This is a genomic window from Shimazuella soli (assembly GCF_022511585.1).
GTDB lineage: Bacteria > Bacillota > Bacilli > Thermoactinomycetales > Thermoactinomycetaceae > Shimazuella > Shimazuella soli.
The window spans coordinates 32,185-52,097 of the sequence record NZ_JAKWBN010000012.1; the positions used below are offsets into that span (position 1 = coordinate 32,185).

At 37.9% G+C, this 19,913-nt stretch carries 20 protein-coding genes and 1 pseudogene; 5 read left to right on the top strand and 16 right to left on the bottom strand.

Annotated features, from left to right (window positions below; genetic code table 11):
* Nucleotides 1-2: 2 nt before the first annotated feature.
* From MK805_RS16850 to MK805_RS16890, 9 genes are all read right to left on the bottom strand, one after another.
* Nucleotides 3-620, bottom strand: coding sequence for a cytochrome c oxidase subunit 3 (locus tag MK805_RS16850; RefSeq protein WP_240877084.1), 618 nt, complete (start codon nt 618-620; stop codon nt 3-5).
* A gap of 1 nt (nt 621) precedes the next feature.
* Nucleotides 622-2,484 carry a cytochrome c oxidase subunit I gene (ctaD, locus tag MK805_RS16855; RefSeq protein WP_338057529.1) on the bottom strand — a complete coding sequence of 621 codons (1,863 nt, stop codon included), beginning with the start codon at nt 2,482-2,484 and terminating at the stop codon, nt 622-624.
* Between the two features lie 163 nt (nt 2,485-2,647).
* Entirely contained in the window at nt 2,648-3,652 is a 1,005-nt protein-coding gene (gene coxB / locus MK805_RS16860; RefSeq protein ID WP_240877085.1) for a cytochrome c oxidase subunit II, read from the bottom strand.
* Nucleotides 3,653-3,679: 27 nt separating this feature from the next.
* A complete protein-coding gene (gene cyoE, locus MK805_RS16865; protein ID WP_240877086.1) occupies nt 3,680-4,600 on the bottom strand; it encodes a heme o synthase in 921 nt (306 codons plus the stop codon).
* Between the two features lie 383 nt (nt 4,601-4,983).
* Nucleotides 4,984-5,763: a GTP-sensing pleiotropic transcriptional regulator CodY gene (gene codY / locus MK805_RS16870; protein ID WP_240877087.1), complete on the bottom strand. Its 780-nt coding sequence runs from the start codon at nt 5,761-5,763 to the stop codon at nt 4,984-4,986.
* Nucleotides 5,764-5,987: 224 nt separating this feature from the next.
* Nucleotides 5,988-6,518, bottom strand: coding sequence for a signal peptidase I (gene lepB, locus MK805_RS16875; RefSeq protein WP_240877088.1), 531 nt, complete (start codon nt 6,516-6,518; stop codon nt 5,988-5,990).
* Entirely contained in the window at nt 6,506-7,072 is a 567-nt protein-coding gene (locus MK805_RS16880; protein WP_240877089.1) for a DUF402 domain-containing protein, read from the bottom strand. The genes lepB and MK805_RS16880 overlap by 13 nt, the downstream gene beginning before the upstream one ends.
* A 154-nt stretch (nt 7,073-7,226) precedes the next feature.
* Nucleotides 7,227-8,045, bottom strand: a complete 819-nt coding sequence (proC, locus tag MK805_RS16885; RefSeq protein WP_240877090.1) for a pyrroline-5-carboxylate reductase — start codon at nt 8,043-8,045, stop codon at nt 7,227-7,229.
* A gap of 295 nt (nt 8,046-8,340) precedes the next feature.
* Nucleotides 8,341-9,021 (bottom strand): hypothetical protein, encoded by a 681-nt coding sequence (locus tag MK805_RS16890; protein ID WP_240877091.1) that lies wholly within the window; start codon nt 9,019-9,021, stop codon nt 8,341-8,343.
* Between the two features lie 129 nt (nt 9,022-9,150).
* Here MK805_RS16890 and MK805_RS16895 point away from each other — a divergent pair, with 129 nt between their 5' ends.
* Entirely contained in the window at nt 9,151-9,336 is a 186-nt protein-coding gene (locus tag MK805_RS16895; RefSeq protein WP_240877092.1) for a hypothetical protein, read from the top strand.
* Nucleotides 9,337-9,439: 103 nt separating this feature from the next.
* Here MK805_RS16895 and MK805_RS18080 read toward each other — a convergent pair whose 3' ends face one another.
* Both MK805_RS18080 and mutY read right to left on the bottom strand, forming a co-directional pair.
* Complete coding sequence (locus tag MK805_RS18080) at nt 9,440-10,600, bottom strand: VanW family protein (RefSeq protein WP_240877093.1); 1,161 nt, start codon at nt 10,598-10,600, stop codon at nt 9,440-9,442.
* Nucleotides 10,601-10,613: 13 nt separating this feature from the next.
* Nucleotides 10,614-11,687 (bottom strand): A/G-specific adenine glycosylase, encoded by a 1,074-nt coding sequence (gene mutY / locus MK805_RS16905; RefSeq protein WP_240877095.1) that lies wholly within the window; start codon nt 11,685-11,687, stop codon nt 10,614-10,616.
* Between the two features lie 644 nt (nt 11,688-12,331).
* Here mutY and MK805_RS16910 point away from each other — a divergent pair.
* On the top strand, nt 12,332-13,309 hold the full coding sequence (locus tag MK805_RS16910; RefSeq protein WP_240877096.1) for a metal-dependent hydrolase: 978 nt from the start codon (nt 12,332-12,334) through the stop codon (nt 13,307-13,309).
* A gap of 28 nt (nt 13,310-13,337) precedes the next feature.
* Nucleotides 13,338-14,258: a mechanosensitive ion channel family protein gene (locus tag MK805_RS16915; protein WP_240877097.1), complete on the top strand. Its 921-nt coding sequence runs from the start codon at nt 13,338-13,340 to the stop codon at nt 14,256-14,258.
* 188 nt (nt 14,259-14,446) lie between these two features.
* Here the strand turns inward: MK805_RS16915 and MK805_RS16920 are convergent, their stop codons facing one another.
* The 5 genes and pseudogenes from MK805_RS16920 to MK805_RS16945 all read right to left on the bottom strand — a co-directional run bounded on the left by MK805_RS16920 (nt 14,447) and on the right by MK805_RS16945 (nt 18,562).
* Entirely contained in the window at nt 14,447-15,658 is a 1,212-nt protein-coding gene (locus MK805_RS16920) for a peptidoglycan-binding protein (protein ID WP_240877098.1), read from the bottom strand.
* A 236-nt stretch (nt 15,659-15,894) separates the two neighbouring features.
* Nucleotides 15,895-16,050: a hypothetical protein gene (locus MK805_RS16925; RefSeq protein WP_240877099.1), complete on the bottom strand. Its 156-nt coding sequence runs from the start codon at nt 16,048-16,050 to the stop codon at nt 15,895-15,897.
* 138 nt (nt 16,051-16,188) lie between these two features.
* Nucleotides 16,189-16,473: pseudogene (locus MK805_RS16930) on the bottom strand (RNA-guided endonuclease TnpB family protein); the annotation flags it as partial.
* A gap of 137 nt (nt 16,474-16,610) precedes the next feature.
* On the bottom strand, nt 16,611-17,231 hold the full coding sequence (locus tag MK805_RS17965) for a 3D domain-containing protein (RefSeq protein ID WP_275092340.1): 621 nt from the start codon (nt 17,229-17,231) through the stop codon (nt 16,611-16,613).
* 68 nt (nt 17,232-17,299) lie between these two features.
* A complete protein-coding gene (locus tag MK805_RS16945) occupies nt 17,300-18,562 on the bottom strand; it encodes an O-antigen ligase family protein (protein ID WP_240877100.1) in 1,263 nt (420 codons plus the stop codon).
* A 217-nt stretch (nt 18,563-18,779) separates the two neighbouring features.
* Between MK805_RS16945 and MK805_RS16950 the strand changes: the two genes are divergently transcribed.
* Nucleotides 18,780-18,980, top strand: coding sequence for a YgaP family membrane protein (locus tag MK805_RS16950; protein ID WP_240877101.1), 201 nt, complete (start codon nt 18,780-18,782; stop codon nt 18,978-18,980).
* Between the two features lie 656 nt (nt 18,981-19,636).
* A complete protein-coding gene (locus tag MK805_RS16955; protein WP_028778373.1) occupies nt 19,637-19,849 on the top strand; it encodes a hypothetical protein in 213 nt (70 codons plus the stop codon).
* Nucleotides 19,850-19,913 lie beyond the last annotated feature (64 nt).

Sequence of the window (19,913 nt, forward strand, 5' to 3'; positions counted from 1 at the left end):
ACTTAGCCCACCTTTCCTAGCAGATAGACGAGGGTAAAAATGAATACCCACACTACGTCAATAAAGTGCCAATATAAACTACTAACAAATAGTTTTGGAGCAGTATCTGTATTGATTCCACGTCTAATTGCTTGGGACATAATTGTTGTAATCCAGATAATCCCAAAGGTAACGTGAGCCCCGTGCGTACCAACTAATGCATAGAAGGAAGATCCAAAAGCACTGCTCATAAAAGTATGTCCTTCATGCACATAGTGTTGAAACTCATATATTTCCAATACAAGGAATCCTAGACCGAGCAACAAGGTGATTACTAACCAAGTAACCATTCCCTTCATGCTGCGCTGATTCATTTTGATCATCGCGAGTACACTCGTTAAACTGCTAGTCAGAAGGAGTGCGGTAGCAAGTGCTACTAACTTGAGATCAAACAATTCATGTGTTGTAGGACCACCTAGGGATTGGTTACGGAGCGCGAGGTACGTACCGAATAAACACGCAAATAGTACTGTTTCAGCACCTAAGAACAACCAAAAACCTAATACTTTGTTTTTTCCTTCAAATGTAGCTGTTTCTAGGTGATTTGGCATTTCTGTACTAGATTCTACTTTATTTGCCATGTTATTCTTTCCCTCCCTTCTCAGGGTCTTCAGGCTCTACATGATATCCTTTATCGTAATCAAAAGATCGAAGGAAGAGCGAAACGACAACTATGATTAAACCAATAGCGGCAGCAGGAATACCTCTCACGATAAATCCAAACCCAGCGACAAAGAACCCAAGTGACATCAATATCGGGATATAGGAAGGAGATGGCATATGAATCGATCCAAGCGGTTCTGCAGGTGTCATCGATTTATTTCCAGCTTCTTTTTCCACCCATAGCGCATCAAATCCCCGAACAAGAGGAGTCTGTGCAAAGTTGTACTCAGGTGGTGGTGAAGGAATAGACCATTCCAATGTGCGGCCAAGTTCCCAAGCATCTGCTTTTGCTTTTTTTCCTTTTCGCAAGGTATAGATAATGTTAATGAGGAAGAGGATTGTTCCGATGACCATACCTGCTACCCCGATGGAACTTAATTCATTCAATTTTTCTAAGCCCACATTCGTTTGATATGTAAATACCCGACGAGGCATTCCGAATAATCCTAAGAAGTGTTGTGGGAAGAATGTCAAATGAAATCCGATCAAGAAAGTCCAAAAATGCCACTTCCCAAGGGTTTCATTCAACAACTTACCAAACATTTTGGGCCACCAGTAATAAATACCTGCAAATAAGCCAAACACGGTACCACCAACTAGTACATAGTGGAAGTGTGCTACAACAAAGTAACTATCTTGGTATTGAAAGTCAGCAGGAGGTAATGCCAGCATAACTCCGGTCATACCACCCATTACAAAAGTAGGGATGAATCCAACTGCCCAAAGCATTGGAGTTTTAAATTGAATTTCTCCACCCCACATAGTAAATAACCAGTTAAATACTTTTATCCCTGTCGGTACAGCAATCGCCATTGTTGCTACAGCAAAAACGGAGTTAGAAATTGGTCCCAAGCCTACTGTAAACATGTGGTGAACCCATACCATAAAACCGAGAAACCCAATTAGCACTGTCGCAAATACCATGGAATTGTATCCAAATAAACGTTTTTTCGAGAATGTGCTGATAACATCTGACATAACTCCAAAAGCAGGAAGGATAACAATATATACCTCTGGGTGTCCAAAAATCCAGAATAAGTGCTCCCAAATAACCGTGCTGCCACCCATAGTATAGTCGAAGAAGTTAGCACCAAACAATCGGTCAAACATAAGCATAAGAAGGGCAACTGTCAGTGCTGGGAAAGCAAAGAGGATTAACCCGGATGTTACAAAAGCAGTCCAAGTAAACAAGGGAAGCCGTAAAAATGTCATTCCAGGTGCCCGTAAATTGATGACGGTAACTAAGAAGTTCAGACCACCAATCAGTGTTCCGATACCGGCTATCTGCAACCCAAGTACATAAAAATCAACACCAGGCCCTGGACTGTATTGGTTTAGAGCGAGTCCTGTATAGGAAGTCCAACCTGCATCAGGAGCTCCGCCAAAAATCCAACTTAAGTTCAGGAGCAAACCTCCCGAGAAAAATAACCAAAAACCGAGCGCGTTAACAAAAGGAAATGCAACATCACGCGCACCAATTTGCAGGGGTACAACCGCATTCATCAGTGCAAAAATCATAGGCATTGCTGCCAAGAAAATCATGGTTGTACCATGCATGGTCAATAGTTCGTTAAAAGTACGCCCCACGAACAGATCATTTCCTGGCACAAACAATTGTAAGCGCATAAATGTCGCTTCAATTCCACCGATGATAAAAAAGACCAAACCTGCCATCAAATAAAGAATACCGATCTTCTTATGGTCAACTGTAGTAAGCCAATCCCATGTACGACTTTTGCGTACACGCTCTTGAAACTGTTTGTTATAACCACCTGTAAATATTGCAGCTAAAAACAGTACAAGAACGAGAATTACAATCAGCGTTCCCAAGTAAAGTCCCTCCTTTTGAATAAAGAATATTTGCCGACTGGCAAATCGTTGGAAGCAGACAGAGGATTAGTAGTACTTCTGTAATTAAATTTTACTTCTCTCCAAGCAAGAGATCCTATTTTCTACTATCGAGATACTTGATAAGATCATTTAACTCATCTTTGTTTAAATAATCGATTTTAGGCATCAATGTACCCGGTTTCACAGCTTGAGGATTCTTTAGCCAAATTTTAATGTTCTCATCGTTATGTGGCAAAATTCCTGCGATTGTGGAACGAGTAGCAAATTTGTTCAAATTCGGTCCTTGAATATTTGGGTTTATCCCAGCGTGACAACCCATACAGTTTTGTTTAAAGATTTTTTCTCCATTTGCCTCAGAAGATGAAGCAGAAACAGAGGCAACAGGTTGTTTCATAGCAGCAAGCCACTTATCAAAATCTGCTTGTTTCTGTGCAAATACTTTAAAGTCCATCAAGGCATGTCCGGCACCACATAGCTCTGCACATTTTCCTTGATATACTTTAGCCTCTTGAGCGTCAAGTGTTAACGTATTTACACGTCCAGGTACTACGTCGACTTTACCGCCAAGGGACGGAATCCAAAATGCATGTAATACATCTTTTCCGTGAATACGGAAGAGAATCTTTTTACCAACTGGTATATGTACTTCTTGTGCAGTAGTAATCCCATACTGAGGATACTTAAATTCCCACCAATATTGATGACCTGTTACATCAATGATAACGGTATCTTTTGCTGGCGGTTCTTTCGCCAAGTCAAATGTGTACTGAACAGTTGGGATAGCTAATGCTATCAATGCTGCAATAGGAATTACAGTCCAGATAATTTCCAACTTTGTGCTACCATGTACTTGTTCAGGCATTCTGTTTTGCCCTTTTCGTTTTCGATAGCGAACCAAGACATAGACATAAATGGTAATAACAATTACAAAAACGACGGTCATTAAACCGAGACTCCAGTAAATCAGGTTCAGCTGAATCTTAGCTGCTGAACCTTTTGGATCGAGAACGCTTAGCGATGGATCACCGCTACAACCAGCTAATAGTAGCATTACTAGAGATACGAGAAGTCCAATACGCCATACTCGAAGTCTTTCCACAGCCAAACCTCGCTTTCTACCCACATACTAAAATATCTGTCTTACCAATACATCTACCAACATCATAAAAAGAATGAAGGTAAGATAAAACAAAGAATACAAAAACATCTGTTTTGACCACGCATCTTCATCTTGCCTCGAAAAACCTTTTATAGCTAAAAACCCATAGATAATATCAAGGATAATAGCTGTTATCAGAAAAGTCCATCCCACGGCATTCGTTGCAAAGAGAAGAATTGTAGCAGGTATCAACAAAATCGTGAAAATCAGTATTTGTTTCTTGGTTTCGCTACTTCCTTTTACTACAGGTAACATCGGAATACCAGCGGCCCTGTATTCCTCCGATTTACGCATTGCAAGAGCAAAGAAGTGTGGAGGTTGCCAAAGGAATAAGATGAAAAAGAGCGCCCAAGCGGCTGTGTCCAAACTTCCCGTTACTGCAACCCAACCTATCACTGGAGGAACTGCACCAGATACCCCACCTATAACTGTATTCCATGTGCTTGTTCGTTTTAACCACATGGTGTAAATAAATACATATACTGCAAAACCTATAAAACCAAGAACTGCTGCTAAAATATTCACGCCAAATGCTAAAATAAGATGCCCTAAAACAGTAAGAATTATCCCGTAAATAAGTGCTGTACGTGGTTTCATTCTACCACTTGCTACGGCACGTATACGAGTCCTTTCCATATGGGGATCAATATCCCTGTCATAGAAATTATTTAAAGTACATCCTCCTGCTATAACCAAAGCTGTACCAACCATTGTATAGATAAATACCATCCATCCAAAAGAATGGGTATACCCTGCCGCCAGTAAATATCCTGTAAATGTGGCTAGTAAGTTAGAAGCATTAATACCAGGTTTGGTTATATCTATAAAATCTTTCCAAATATCAGCTAGTGTATGCGGGGTTATATAACGTTCAGCGGATCTTTCCATCGTTCTTACCTCCTTCCCAAGAAACACAGGCAAAATAAATTGGTTAATTAGGTTATAACATACAAAAAATGTAATATCACAGACGAATCGTCTATGACTTACATTCTCTTGAGGAGAATATGGGACAAAACAAATACACGCCTAATATCATCATCATTTTAGATGATTCATATCATAATCGCAAGAGAGGAATGAAACTGGGCAGACCACAGAACGGGAATTTACTCTAGGATTCCATCATCAGGAAATGCAGTTGTCGTAAATTAGACACATATCAGCTATTTATTTGTCAAATTATTAGAAATCGAATACCACCTTGTTGGAATCAAAAATCCCCGTTAACTTCTGTCAACAGGGATTTTTATGATATTGCTAAATAAACACTAGTGACGTGCTTTCTCCAAAGCAGGCAGCAATCTAGGATTTAAAATCTTGATATAGGTACCTTTCATTCCTAGAGAACGAGATTCTACGACACCAGCACTTTCTAGTTTTCGAAGTGCATTGACGATCACAGAACGTGTAATACCTACACGATCAGCGATTTTACTAGCAACTAGTAAACCTTCCAAACCATCCAACTCATTGAAAATGTGTTCAGCGGCTTCCAATTCACTAAAAGATAGCGAATTAATTGCCAATTGTACAACTGCGCGACTACGGGCTTCTTCTTCCACTTGGCCAGCACGTTCACGTAAAATTTCCATTCCTACAACGTTAGCACCATACTCAGCAAGGATTAGATCATCATCTACAAACTCTTCTTCTACACGAGAGAGAAGCAATGTACCCAAATGATCTCCACCACTGATAATTGGTACAACTGTTGTAAATGCTTTTGCAAATTGACCTTTTAATTCTGTTGGATATGCAGTGTATGGGCTATCGATACCTAAATTAGACATTGTTTTGCCCACTTCCATCAGCAAACCAGCAAATTCATTTGGAAAAGTTCGTTTTTCTATATATTCATTCATGCGCTCATTGTCAAACTCGTGATTAATGGCTAACCCTAACATCTGACCTTCTGGATTAACCACATAAATGTTTGCACCGATAACATCACAAAGTGCTTGAGCCACCTCATCAAAATCGACAAGATTGTGACCTGCATTTTTTTGAAGTATTTTTGAAATTCTACGTGTTTTACTTAGTAAATTCATGTGTTTTCCTCCCTATTAACCATTACCCTTACTATTTATTTTGTCATAAAATATATCGTTATCCGAAATATTTTATGGAAAAATTTTGTTGCGGTAATTGAATTATTGAGTTTTTTTCATCCACTGCACCTACACCATTATCCGTTATTTGGCGGAACAGGCAAATTGGTTTTTGTGAACATTTTTTGAATTTCACTTGATTTTCTTATTTTTGACCAATTTTTTTAAAGGAAAGTTGAAAGAGATGGTCTCCATAAGATTATTTCCACTTTTCCACTAATTAAACCATAAGGCACCAAACCAACACTCTGATAGCGGCTGTCTCGACTGGCATAACGATGACGATTATCGCCCATCACAAACACGGTACCAGAGAGAACTTTAACCGGAGCAAAGTCACCATCTTCAATAGATACATCGATATAAGGCTCATTTGCTAACTTCCCATTACGATAGAGTTGTCCATTTTTCACTTCAATTGTGTCACCTGGAACACCAACTACTCGCTTTACTAGATACCTTCCTTTTTCTTCAGGATCTTCAAATGTAATCACATCCCCCCTGTGTGGTTTGCCAAAGAGCAGATCCCACTTGTTAACCAGCAAACGGTCGCCATTTTGAAGGGTAGGTCGCATGGACGTACCATTCACAACTGATAACGAAATAACAAACTGATTAACCAAAATTACAATTGCTAGCACAAAGAGGAAAACAAATCCCCAGACAATGGAACGCTTAGCAACTACATATTGCATCTTCCATTCACCCCTGATAATTCAAGGGAAAGATACTGATGATACCAGTGTGATGCAAATTCTTTGGTAAACGGGATTTTTCCTTTTTTTACCCATGTTGTCAACTGCTTCACTGCTAATTCCACTCTTTTCAAAATGGAGTTAGGATAGGAATACTTCTGGCTATTTTCCACAAATTCATGCTCATCTACCACTTTAAAACTCTGGTTCGGCCTAACGATCAAATCGATATCATAATCAATGTAACTGATACAAGCATTTTCTCGATCCATACAAAACGGAGATGCTATGTTGCAATAATAAGAAACCAAACGTTTGTTATATCGATAAATCATGACTATATTCCACCACTCTTCTGGAAAAAACAGAGCAATAGAAAGACCTGGATAAGTATGAATTCTACCATCAGACTCAGTTACCTTCGGATGATAGTTGGAAACAATTAGAATTTCATCGGATGATAAGACTTTTGACCCTTTCCACTGTCGATGAAATTCACCGCCATGTTTATAGCTGTTTATGTCAATTACCTCACCCACTTGAAATGGAATCATCTTCTTGTCTCTCCCTAGTCATGTCTTTAGTCTCTTTATTTCCAATAACACAAGTTTCTAAAACCTAAAAATCAGAATTATTTTTTTCAAAAAAAAAACCTTAACTACTCTTTTTATAGCTAAGGTTCAAAAAATAACAATGAGTATTATATTTCTATTTCATACACACGGCTTCTCCCATTTCTTTAGAACGCTTTGTAGCTGCTTCTATCGTTTTTTCCAGTCCTTCGATAAATTTATATTCTTTCATCACTTGTAAACCAGCAGCTGTTGTCCCACCCTCTGATGTTATCTCTTGTCTTAATACTTCTGGTTTTTTCTCTGTTTCCATCAACATATGGGAAGCACCTATTAATGTTTGAAGGATTAATTGCCTAGAAACGTTACGCGGCAAACCAACTTTCTGTGCTGCCAATTCTAAACCTTCCACCATCAAATAAAAATAAGCGGGTCCACTGCCTGATAGACCTGTGACAGCATCCATTAAATGTTCTTCTAATACAACTACTGTACCTACGCCTTGAAAAATCTTTTCTGCTCGCTTCATATCTTCATTTGAAGCATATTTTCCTGCGGTTATAGCAGTAGCAGACATTCCGATAGTACTAGAAGTATTGGGCATAGAGCGAATCACAGAAATTTCTTCGTTAAAAAAAGATTCAATATGACTAGTAGGAATACCAGCAATCACAGAAATAATCTGCTGACCACGTCTAAACTTAGGTCCCCATTCTGCCAGCGTCTCATTTGCGACTTGTGGTTTTACAGCCAAAATAATCACATCTGCTGATAGTAACATAGCTTTTTGTTCGGCAATATCCGGTAGTTGGTATCGCTCAGTTAGATACTGCAAACGGTGTTGGTTACTCTTATTGATAAAGGCAATATCTTTTGACTTTACATCTTCATGGGCTAACAATCCTATTAATAATGCTTCGGCAATAGCCCCTGCTCCAATAAAACTGATTTTCATCGGAACTGACTCCTTTCTATAATAAAAAACTCTTTCATCCTAAGGACGAAAGAGTTACTCACGTGGTACCACCTTAATTTATGCCGTGTTAACGACACCTTACAGTCAGATATCGGCAGACTCAGCCGCAGACTTTCATCTGATACTCCAAAGGTGGGTTCTGATTCATACCTTGGCAAACCTTCCAGCCTAGGGTTTGCTCTCTGTACAAAAGCGAAAATCATACTAGCCTTTATCGTTGTATCCAAGAAATTATTAGTTTAACTACTATTATGGTCATGTTTCCCTTTATACGTCAAGATTTTTTCAATACTGTCCCTACTTTCCATATCCAAGGAACATACAAAAGAAGCATAACAGAAAGTAACAAAAACACAAAAACACCTAAATGAGATGCAAACAAACTACCAATAAGGACCGCACTCCAAATAAAAAATGACCAATAGCTAAATACAAGCGGAATCTCCTTTGTTTGAAACATCACAATCGTGTAAATAAGGCCACCTATAGACAAACTAGTAGGAATAAAGATTCCACTTAGATGGGATAGAGATTGATCCCATACTGTTAAGGTTTGATGAGCAGATTCAGCTGGAATAGTCATTAACCACTCCATTAATGTTGGCATGAGTAAAATTTCGATTAAAAGATATAAGGTGCTAGCACATAGCGCTACTACGCTAATAAACCATGCCATTTGTAAAATAGGCCGATAAGTTCGATTTAAATGAAAAAAAAGCATCGTAAATACAAAACAAATAGCGAAGAGAGCTGCAAAAGTTAAACTCCAAGCAATTTGAACCATCACATAATTATCCGAAATATAATGAAATCGTTCCGATAACGAACCGCAGCAAACATCTACTAAAACAAACAAAATCGGAAAAACAGATAAAAATACAAGACCAGCAGAGGTACGAAAACTCCACAAAAAGAATGTTTTATTCTCTACTATTGCTTCCATCTTTCTTCTCATTGAAACCTCTCCTTTCTCTTGTATTACCATTTTTTCGCTTTTTCTGATAACTAAACCTATAACTTGAAAAATTTTCTGTATGGAGTACCCCTATTATCTCACATACTGATAAATGAGGTGATGAAAAAAATGTATTTTGGAAGAGATTTGGAAGAATTGAGTACGATCCCCATGAAAAACTGGGAGATAGATGAATTATCTTATCACCATTATATGCTCTCGCAGATGTCTCCACTAATGAATGAACAAGGAGTAAATCTCCATCATCAGGTTATAGATGAAATCATGAAAAGAAGCAATCAAACCCGCCCTTAAACCCATAGAAAAGAGCCTCCATGAAACTTAACCTAAGTGGCTAGTCCCTAACGATTGCAGGCAGTTGATGGAAGCTCTTTTTTGATCTATTTCGTAATGATTGTCAGCTCTTTCCATGCTGATTATCTGTTGACTTATTTCCCTTTACGATCATCTGTGAAACTTTAGAAGGAGCACCCTTTACTTTTTTGGGTCTCAACTTTACATTTGGCACAGAATAGGTAGTAATAGTCACTTTACCCTCTTTCACCTGAGATCGGATTAGGATAGGTTTATCCAGATTATTCTTAAAACGAAAATCAGGTCCTCCCCATGAAACAGTAGCATCTCGTCCGCTCGGTACATACGTCGTTAAGGAGTTAAAAGAAAATCTTTTTACAATGAATAAACCAGCCTCATCTACACTATTGAATAAAGTAGAAGAAATTTGACAAATACCTCCACCAATTCCTTCACTATATTCTCCTTTCACTATCTTACGAGCAACACGATAACCCTTTTGATATGTTCTTTCCCCTACAATCTTATTAAAAGAGAAAATCTCTCCTGGAAGCAAAATGATGTTATTGATAGATTTAGAAGCTATGCGCATGTTGTTCGTTCGAATTGTATTTCTCCGATCGAAATAGGTGGTATAGCTACCGATCACTTTCTTATCAACTTGTTTGAGCATGGCAGCCGTTACACTTGGGAGCTTGGTCACCATCTTTAATTGCTGGGGCTTATTGATGATTTTTTCAGGATGGTTTTCCCAATATGTCAGTTGCTTTTCATCCATTACGGAACCAACTTTTTCTGGTTTGATTTTATTACCAAATCGATCTTGATCCGCATTTCTTGGAGGGGTGTTTACTTGCCGCTTTAGCTGTTCAAACCATGTTAGAAGCTCCCATTTATCAATCGATGAAAAGTCCTTTCCATCATATCCGATTTTATTCAAATCTAACGAAAACGTTTTCTCCTTCCATTTCAATATGATATGAGCATTCCAAATGTTTTTCGTTTGCTTCACAGGCTCCTTATCTGCCAAACAAGTAATGATCCATTTGTAGGAAAATACCACAAAAATACTTCCTACTACTAAGAACAAACTAATAAGTGCAGTTATTAAAACTTTTTTATGGCCAAGCCACAGTAAAAAACAATTATGATTCTCTTCCTCTAACTCCATTATTTGCGGTTGGAAAAGAACTAATTGGTGTTCCTGGTTGTCGTTTGCTTTTCGATTTGTAACTCCTTCTTCATTCGAATTATTTTTATCCACGATTCTCTCTCCCTTAATTTCTATATCCTAACTGCTCTAATGCTTTTAGATATACCTTAGGAAAGGCGAAATCGGAAATAGCATGCTGCTCTACCCAGATGGAACGTTTTGGAAGAAACTCAGGGGGTTGATCAAGCTCTATCGGTATCAGCACAATTTTCCAATGACGATGACTAAATATGTGATCAAAGTAGTATATATCTTTAGAGATTTTAGCAGAATATCCATTTATCTCACAATATTCTTCCACTTGTTGTAGATGTGGCATTTCTTCCATACGATCTTCGGTAGGAAGAGACCACATGTTAGCTAGTAAACCTGAAGCTGGTCTTTTCACCACTAAAAGTTTACGATTGAAAGTAACTGCATACATCATGATGGAAATTTTCTCTGGTGCTCTTGCTTTCTTTTTTATAGGTAATACTTTTTCTAAACCTTTCTCATAAGCTAAACAAGAATCGTTTACTGGACAAAATAAACATTGCGGCGATTTAGGTGTGCAGACTGTAGCCCCCAGTTCCATCAATGCCTGATTAAAATCACCAGGAGAATGATCTGGGATCAATAGTTCCGCAACCTCCTCCATTTTCTTTCGTGTAGCTGGCTTAGCAATATCGTCTTCTAACGCAAAGATACGAGAAAAAACACGCATCACATTTCCATCTACAGCTGGCACTTTTTGATTATATGCAATACTTAAAACAGCACCAGTTGTGTATGGTCCTATACCCTTTAGTTTGGAAATTTCTGTCTTTCTGTTTGGGATCTGACCACCATATATAGCTACAACTTCCTTCACTGCGGCATGTAGATTTCGTGCTCTTGAATAATATCCAAGACCTTCCCACAATTTCACGACTTCATCATCATTTGCAGCTGCTAGATCATATACAGTAGGGAAACGAGAAATAAAACGTTCGAAATAGGGGATAACAGTTGCCACTTTGGTTTGTTGTAACATGATTTCTGAAACCAGGGTATAATAAGCATTTGAATGTCTTCTCCAAGGTAAATCCCGCTTATTTGCGTTATACCACCCTAGTAAGGAATTTTGTATATGAGGAATATCTTGTTGTATGATTTCCATAATTTGTACATCCTTTTCTATGTAACTCTCTATTTATTATATATGGAAAGTGAGAAAAAACGGAAAAATCTTATGGAGACATATACCTTCTCTTTAATACAAATATAAATTGTATATATATAAAGAACAACAAATTCAGGAATTTCATGCTAAAATATCAAAATAATAGTCAACAAATGTTAGTATGTAAGTGCTTTCATCATTTTTCCCAAACAAAAACTTGCACAAAGAAAAAGAATAAGCTAATGATAAGTAAATGGAATATTAAGCATATTGTCTAAAAAATTACATTTCTATGAGAAATACAAAATACGTCCTGTCATTCATTCGCATGGTGACAAAACTATATTACAATACTATACCATTAGAGCACCTTCTTTTTAAAGGTGCGGAGTAAAGAACGTTACGATCCAAAATAAAAAATACGGAAACAACAAAGAAGGATTGGATAAAAAAAAGCAGATAAACCCACAAGACTTCCACCATAAATACGTATTTGCGAATTACTGTAATCTCGAAAGTACGAATAAAAAAAGCGAGGTGAAAAGCTGCTACAAAAGGTGGAAGCAACATATGCAAAATGTCCTTTACCACTTAATCGAACGAAATAGGATGTTTTTCTATGTTTGTAGTAGCAGGAAAAAATGGATACTGGTACTCACTTCGTGATGGGCATTGGTTTATATGGGCTAACACATCTAGATCCAAGCGTAACTAACAATCCAGATATGCTCTACGCTGCCTTGCTCGGAACCGTAATCGGGTCTCAAGCACCTGATCTCGACACGCTATACCGACTAAAAGGAAATGCCATCTATGTTCGGAATCATAGGGGATGGACTCATTCTTCTCCAATGATTTTTATCTGGCCGACTATTATTTCATTCATTATTTCCTTATTCCTACCAGTTCCCTCTTTTCTCACCCTTTGGTTATGGACTTGTCTTGCTGTCTTCATCCATATTTTCATCGATTGTTTTAATACTTATGGAACACAAGCTTTACGCCCCTTCAGACGGGATTGGATTTCCCTTAATATCATCAATATTTTCGATCCTGTTATTTTTGGATTACATCTAATTGGCTTTGTATGTTGGTATTTCTTTCGAACAAGCGAAGGAATGATTTTTGCGATTATTTATCTCCTTCTCATTTCATATGTTGCTTGGAGAACGATTGTCCACCATCAAGTAACCAAATGGGTAAAACAGGAAACAAAACTTATAGGAAAATATACCGTTATCCCTACCTACCGCTTGAGAAATTGGAACGTAATCGTAGAGATGAAAGACAGAGTTCAAATGGGGGAAATTCGGAGCGGTAGATTGGTGTGGACAGGAACAATCACAACGGAAGATAAAAACCATCTAGCAACGCTAAAATCAAAGGAATGTAATGCTGTAGCTTCTTTCCTATCATTCACTTCTTATGGTTATCCCCAAGTTTTAACAAGAGAAAATGGATATGTTGTCAAATGGTTAGATGTTCGATACTACCACAAAAAACAGTTCCCTTTTGTCGCTGTGGCTCACCTCGATCAAAACTATGATATCATCTTCTCTTTTATCGGCTGGTTAAGTGACAAACAGGCTGAAAAAAGAGCTGAAAATATAGCAAAATAAGCTATACTGTTTACCGAGGTGATACAAAATGTCCATATTTTTAACGACCACCAACATGATGGATTTGGTAATCCAACATACGAAAAATCTATTTACCTCTATTGTGAAAGACCCAGTCTCCAATCTGATAGCTCCACTATTGGAAATTGTGTTTGTGATTATCCTCACTTATGTAGCGGTAAAGTTACTAGATCGGGTGGTAGACCATACTTTCAAGTGGAGTAAAGTAGAAACAAACAAGGCACATACCCTGCGAAAACTGATTAAATCAGTAGTCCACTATACACTGTATTTTATCGCCTTACTAACGGTATTGTCGAAATTCGGGATTAACCTCGGTCCAGTACTCGCAGGGGCAGGAATTTTAGGTTTAGCTATCGGTTTTGGAGCTCAGAGTCTGGTAAAAGACGTGATCACCGGATTTTTCTTGATCTTTGAGCGTCAATTAGAGGTAGGAGATATTGTGGAAATCAACGGTCTTATCCGCGGTACAGTAGAAGAAGTAGGTCTACGTATTACCAAAATCCGTGAATACAACCAACGTCTACACTATCTTGCAAACGGTACGATTACACAAGTAACCAACTATAACCGAGAAAAAATGCGCTCAATTGTCCCGATCACTGTTCCTTATGAATCTAATCTCGATGTAGTGTCAAAAGCGCTCGAAGAAGTAGTGGAAAAGATTGGCGTTAAATTTAAAGATCATCTTGTAGAACAGCCAGAAGTAGTAGGAGTTACCAATATCGATCAAAATGGGGTGCAATTTACCATCACTGCCCTCAGTGACCCTGATGAATATTGGAACTTAGAGAGAGAAATGAGAAAAGAGAGCGTCTTAGTTCTACGTCAGCATAACATCCACATCGCCTATCCAAGAAGTGTCTTATACAGTCCAGAGCAAATAAATGAACTACAGTCTTCACAAAAAGTGACAGCTGGAAAATAATCCTGCTGTCAGTGGAATCTCATTTAACTGCAAACTTCTTTTCAGGCTAACTCCATGACCTCTTTTTCAAATGTATCCATTAAAAGAAATTCCCAATAAACTTCAGCCTCTAATTGCATTCGGTACCATCCAGTTTCAATAAAATACAAAAACAGGCTATCCTCACAATAGCCTGTTTTCTATGAACATTATTTCGATAAACCTGCTTCTTTAACTAAGATTTTCCATGTCAATGGACCTGGATATCCATCTGCATCTCCTGCTAGTTCTTTGTGATCTTTTTGGAATCGTTGTAAAGAACGACGATCCACATCAGTAAAGGTAGGAGTAGGACCTACTTTGTAATATCCTTTTCCACCTTTGCCATATCCCGCTTTGGTCAACATTTCACCTAGTTTTTCTACATATGGACTCTTTTTCCCTAGAACAAAACATTCTGCACCTGGGAATTTAGGAGCTTTTCCTGAGTAAACGACTTTTTTACACTTATCAGATGTGTCACTAGGTTTTTTGTCTGGCTTTTTACCTGGTTTTTGCTCAGGTTGTGTGGAGTTTCCACTAGGTTTTGTGCCTGTTTTTTTAGCGCCTGCTACTAGCATATTCCACGTTTTTTCACCTGGATAACCATCTGCCATTCTGCTAAGTTCACGATGAGACGCTTGGAATGCTCGTACCGCATTTACTTCCGCTTGGGTAAAGCGAGGACCTTTTGTAATGCCTTTTGCTCCATTTTTAATTAATAATTCATCTAAAACTTCTACATAAGGTGTTTTTTGACCAAGCTTAAAGCAATTCGCCCCTGGGAATTTGTACTTATCTCCACTGATTGACTTACATTTTGCAGGTAACCCACTACTAGAAGATGTACCGTTTGGCTTACTTGGTTTGCTTGGTGCTGGCGATGGAGTTACTCTTGCTGATGAAGGTGAAACATAATAGTACAGATAAGCAGTTTTTCCGTCTTTTGTATTGTTAACTACAGTAAACTTTAACTTATACTTTTTACCGTTTTTTAGTTTCAGTCCATCTAGCCAAAAGCCAACAAAATTTTTATCGCTATAACCTTTATAGCACTTTATTTTTAAAGCCTTTTTGGAGATACTTTTACCATTCTCATCTGCTGCTGCAACAATTAATTGCAAATCAGATTTACCAGATTTCGCATCGGCTTCCGAGCATAAGATCGAACCTCCAACATCTGTAACATCTCCATATTGCGTCCATACCGAAGAAAATGATTTTGCTTTTGTTTTTGGATTTAAGTCTAGAACATCTCTTTCTTGCTTCACACTATACACAGGATCATCATCTGGTCTAGCAAATGCACTTCCCATAGTCAACATAAATATTAAGATAAAAGCAATCGAAAGTAACGGAATCTTGGAGAATTTCTTACTCATTGAGTCAACCCCTCCTCATGATTTTCTGTATTGCAATAATTGCAACACTCTACTAAATTGTATACTTTTTGAACGACATAAAAAATACATTAGCATTATTGTCGAAAATAAGTCTAACGTTGCTTCTCATGTCGAAGTAGTATTTTTATGAAATTCCCACCTTTACATTTATAGACACGAATATATCCAATAAAAAAAGAACTCCAAAAATTGGAATTCTGTTTTATGTAGTCAATCTATACCAAATATGTCTCCACACCAACAGCTACTAAAGCGGCAACAGCTACTGATATGACAATCCAAAATACCATCCTGCCTATATCTCGTTTCAATACTCCCATTTCATCAACTGCCGCAACTCTTGGCTCTCTTGCTTGCTTCTTTTTTGCCACGAACCATTCTCCTCACTTCCTATTAGTAGTATTAGCTTACCATCTCTATACAAGAAAAAAAACCACTTGACCACTCCCCACGCGTGAACGCGGGAGATTCTTGGGTAATCTTCAGTACTCCGAAGAAATTTACCAAGCTCAGACCGCGAGCCCCGTGGCGATTAATCTTCTACCTACTTGGACAATGTTTATCGCTGCATTGATGTCCCGATCATGGTGTTCCTTGCAGTTTGGGCATGTCCATTCTCTTAGTCGAAGTTCTTTTACTTCTTTGTTTTTGTGTCCACAGGAAGAGCAACGCTGACTGGATGGGAACGACTTTCCAACTCTCACTAGCGTTCTTCCATATTCTTTGGATTTGTATTCCAGCATGGAAACAAATTCCGACCACGATGCATCCGTGATAGATTTTGCTAATGTTTTAACGTGTTTTGCAAAGAACAATAAATGTCAGGCTTGCAAGAGAGGAAAATCACCTCTCCCTCGCCTGACGCTAGCTCTCATCCTCATAGCTGAAGCTAGGGGTTTTCTTGCTCGCAAAGATATAAAAGTGGTTGATTTTAGTCGATCAGCTCTACCTTTCTCCCATATTGAACGCCAAAAGCTTTTGCCATTTGAAGATCCGAAATGTAGACATCGATATGATTGCCTTTGATTGCACCTCCGACATCTTGTGCGATTCGGTAGCCGATACCTTCAATATAGACCCTTGAGCCAATAGGGATCACCTTTGGATCTACAGCTACAGTAACTCCATCTTGAACAGGTGCTCCACTGGAGGTGATACCATAATAAGGATCGTTTGGCCTTTTATTTGTTGATTCATATCCAGACGTATAGGCCGTAAGTTTAAAAGTCCCTAGTAATTTCCCTCTTGAAAAAGCAGTTGTGGTAACTTCCTTCTCTTCACTCGTACTATTTACTTCGTCTTGTGATATTTGATTTGGGATACAAATTCGCTGGCCTATATGAATCAAAGACGGATTGGTGATATGATTTACTTTCGCAATTTGATCAACACTAGTGTGATACTTTTTGGCCAAAGCATATAAGGTATCTCCTTGTTGAATACGCACGGTTTCCAAAGTTTTCACTGTTTCTGCTGAGCTTTGACTGACAAAAAGAACCATTACCACAAGTGTAATGACGGGTACGATAAATGTCATTTTGTTTTTACACATAAAAATCCCCTCCCTTGAAAAAACTGTTACCAGCTTTCTCCAGATGGAAGAGATTTATACCTGCTGATTTATTTGGTGACTAAAGTTAACTTTTCTTCTTTGTCTTCTATTTCTGATTCGGCTTTTGGTTCACTCCACTCCGGCCGCTTCAAACAACGTCGCTCATACTGGGTATGTATAATAATCATACTGAGAAAAAACAACACACCAATTTGAGGAGAAAGTATGGGGTAATCATACATCCCATGTCCGATTAGGGCAACAGTTTGGGAAAGTAGCATACCTGCCAATCTTTTTTCCTCTTTTAAATTTGCGGTCTTTCTCCATCTTCTCGCCCTCTGTATGGTGACAAATAATAAAGCAAGAAAAGCTAGTAAGCCAAAAACCCCAAATTCTGCCGCAACACCTAGAAAGATATTATGAGCATGTATAACGCTGAAGTGAGCCTTCTGTTCAAAGATTTGACTAAAATGAAGCGGCAATACTCCAAGCAGCCAATGTTCTTTAAAGATTTCAAACGCTGTCGACCAAACTTCCAATCTAACACGAATCGTACTAATAATCGTCTCTTGTCTTGGAATCAACTCAGGAAAAAAGGTAACTAAACCAACTAACCCTAAGAAGATACCTACTGTCCATCTCCTCGCTCCTGTCATCCAAACTTGGACAACAAGCCCAACTACCAAACCAGCCCACGCTCCACGTGAACCTGTAAGCCAAATAGCATAGCAAAACAAAAAGAACATGACGTATCCTGCTATCTTTTGCCATTTTAATTTCAGAACGGAAGCAGCATAAATGCTGATGAGTGCCAAGCAAATTAATAAAGCTGCCGTCAGGTTTGAATTACCAGTTGTCCCAAAACTACGCACAGATTCTGTCTGATATCGGTATTCTTTATAAAACTGCATGAGTGCCCCAATCGGTGAATTGATTAGCCATGGCGAATCTACCTGCTGTATAAGACAAATAAATACTACATAAAGCCCACCTACCCAAAACGATAAATAAAGGTGTTGAATGTCCTTCCAGTGGAATTCAAGGGCATTTCGGAACCAGACGGTGAGCAAGTAATACAACCCGAAACATAATCCCACAATGACAACAATCGGTATACCATCGAACCATGAAGGATCAACTAACCAGCTTACACAGGAGATAGCAGTAAGCAAAAGGAAAAAACTTTCCGGCCATGCTTTTAATTTCCAATGTGTTCGGTAGAAAGTAATCGTTACAATTGCAATTACCAATAAAACGACTGGTGGAAAAAATGGAGATAACAATATAGATAAATAGAGCAATTCGATAAGTCGTTTATGTAAATGTCTCAAAGGGGAACTCTCCCTATAATGCTTAGTTTCTGATTTTACGCTCGATTATTTTATCAAAGATATGACATTTTGTCGAAGATTTCTATCCGCCTAGCAAGAAAACAAAGGGTCCTTTACTTTCTAAGATAATATTCCATTACCAAGAGTTGTCTTACATATATCACTGTACTTTATGCTCAAACTAAGGAAGCAATCCCATATGAAAGGAAGTAAAATCATGAAGAAAAACTTAAATAACGTGGAAGCTATTATGCGAATTACCTGCGGGTTAACCGGTTTAGTCTGGAGTACTGCTAGACTGAGCAGAAGGTGCTGGTCTCCTTTTTCCATCTTGATCGCAATGATGTCTGCAATGAAAGTTGCTGAAGGCATAACAAAATTTTGTCCACTAAAAACATTGTATAACGGTACAAAATAGGCTAACATAAATACATCTTTTTTTATCTCCTGATAAAGAAATCATTTTTTTGTCTATTTACTTTTCTAATGCACGAATAAACATTAGATTTCAAGCCTTTATGTAAGCGCATGCAAATAAAGTTTTATTCTAAATAATATAGTTTTTCATTTTCCTATTTTTTTAGAGTCTGTCCAAAAAACGATCTTCATAAATATTTAATAATATTTTATGCTTGCCAATCTTTTCTGGTTGTGCTATAAACTATATAAGAACATGCATTCCCTAATTGTCCAATTTCAATAAAAACTATTCAAATCCAAAACTTTATCTATTGCCTGTTTTCTGAGTTTTTTGTATAATAGTTTTCAAGATAGTAGGAGATCTGTCTAATTACCAGTAATTAATCTAACGTTCGGTTAAATCAAAAATTTTCGATTTTGACGATATGTTTCAAAACTGGCGGATCTTCTTAGCTAATAGATTCTTTGAAAATTTTCTCACGAAAAGGACAATTTTTTTTCAAAAAAAAGAAGGCATTATGTCATATTTCGTCGAAAAATACAGATAAGAATTTGTTAGTTCTAAAGGTGGCAATTTGGAGTCTATTGGCTTATCAGGTGAATGTAAAAAACAAGAACATACGATCATTAAGATCGGATGGAGGAGTGAAGAAAATGTCACTAAGCGAGCAAGAAAAAGAAACTGTAATCCAGTTTGATGAATCCACAAACCTTGCCACCGTTTATACGGCCAGTTGGACTGTTGCTCGAACCCTGAAAAAAGCTGGTTTTCAACCTATCCGTAGAAAAGATGGCGCATGGTGGTTTCAGATTCCTGTTCATGCAATGAGTATTGCTGGAGAAAAGCAAACGACTACAATTTGTTAAATGAAAACGTTCTTTTCTTCTATAGGAGGTTACATTTAAGCAGGTATACCCTTCTTATCAACCT